Origin of the sequence: Bartonella sp. CR84HXZ (assembly GCF_042194535.1) — a bacterium.
Lineage (GTDB): Bacteria > Pseudomonadota > Alphaproteobacteria > Rhizobiales > Rhizobiaceae > Bartonella > Bartonella grahamii.
Map to the genome: position 1 here is coordinate 1 of NZ_JBHIMY010000076.1, position 1,377 is coordinate 1,377.

A 1,377-nucleotide genomic window follows, 5' to 3' on the forward strand; every position below is an offset into this window, starting at 1 on the left:
ATGCGTACCGAGAAGAGTTTAAACGGAAAAGTGAAAAGATACAGGCACTAAAAGCAGATGTTCAATCACGCGACGAGAAAGTTGAAGAACTGAAACAAAAGATAGAAGAGCATGAAAAGGCATTCAGAAATGTAAGTGAAGTTGTGGCGACACTCGAAGCAGATGTGCAATCACGTGATGCGGAAATTCAAAGACTAACACAAAAGCTTAAGCCGCGTGATGAAGCAGTAAAAGCGCCGACTCATAAGAATAAGAAGAGTAAGAAGAAGGGTAAGTGAGGAGAGAAAGATGAGTTTAGTAGCAACAGTTCTTTCTATAACTACCAATCTATATTTGCTTTATGAGGTTTATCACTATTTTAAACAGGCAGGAGAGCTTAGGGATGAGATAATTAAACAAAAAAGAATAATATGGGATCTAGAGGATAAACTTAGGAAGAATGAGGGGATAAGAAATAGGTCCAAAAAGAAGCTTTAATTGTTTTTTGAGGATTACTTGAGGAAGTATGTTCCATAATAAAAAGCGGAGTATCTGATTTATTCAATTTTGAGGAACAAATGAAAAATTCTAATTTAATTTCTTGTCCACCGATTATATTATTAAAGGAATTAAGACCATTTTGTAAGGTTTGTTCTGTTTCGAGTTTTATTAGGTCTATATGTTTCGGAGATGTGGGGTTGATAGTTATTTGGCCATTTCCGCTAATAAATGTACCGTTGCTATAAACTATTTTATCAAATTCGAATTGGCATTTTTTCTCTATCCATATGTGATTTATTTTAATCATTCTTTCTGTAGGATTTTTAATGTATAATATGACACTAAATTTATTAGGATCATGTTTGTCTGGAGTAGGACTATGTACATTGAACTGTAGCGGTGGTCCTAAGTCCAGTTCTTCTTTTGTTTTTAGTAAAAAATTGACATGTTTTTCTGATGATGTGGCTTGCTTTTGCAATGATTTATTTTGCTCTTCTAGATGGTTAAACTGTTTTTCTACATTGCATAAATCTTCTCTTCGAGTCTTTTCTGCTTTTTTGAGATCTACGTATCTTAAAAACAACGATAGTATTAGGGAAAAGATACTAATAATTATAGCTATAACATCTTTATCTATTTGCATACTTCTTACACCCTTCTTTCCTTCATTTTCGGAAAAAAACACTTCTATAAAACACATTTTGTATGGAGCGGTGTGGTGATTAACACGATTCTTTGTTTTGATCTAGGTACGAAGATGGGTTGGGCGTTTCGCAATGCCGAGAGTGACATATTCAGTGGTACCGTGAATTTTCAATCACGCCGTTTTGAAGGCGGTGGAATGCGTTACTTGCGTTTTAAACAATGGCTATCAGAAATAAAGCAGACAGCAGGTCA

1 protein-coding gene and 1 pseudogene are annotated in these 1,377 nt (G+C 34.6%); one reads left to right on the forward strand and one right to left on the reverse strand.

The window, feature by feature from the left end:
- A pseudogene (locus ACFIKD_RS09390) lies at positions 1 to 278 on the forward strand (hypothetical protein); the annotation flags it as partial.
- 152 nt (positions 279 to 430) lie between these two features.
- Here ACFIKD_RS09390 and ACFIKD_RS09395 read toward each other — a convergent pair.
- Positions 431 to 1,123 carry a hypothetical protein gene (locus tag ACFIKD_RS09395; RefSeq protein WP_273791729.1) on the reverse strand — a complete coding sequence of 231 codons (693 nt, stop codon included), beginning with the start codon at positions 1,121 to 1,123 and terminating at the stop codon, positions 431 to 433.
- Positions 1,124 to 1,377: the final 254 nt, after the last annotated feature.

Excerpts from the sequence above, each read along its gene's own strand:
- ACFIKD_RS09395 (WP_273791729.1), bottom strand. The coding sequence starts at position 1,123 with ATGCAAATAGATAAAGATGTTATAGCTATAATTATTAGTATCTTTTCC.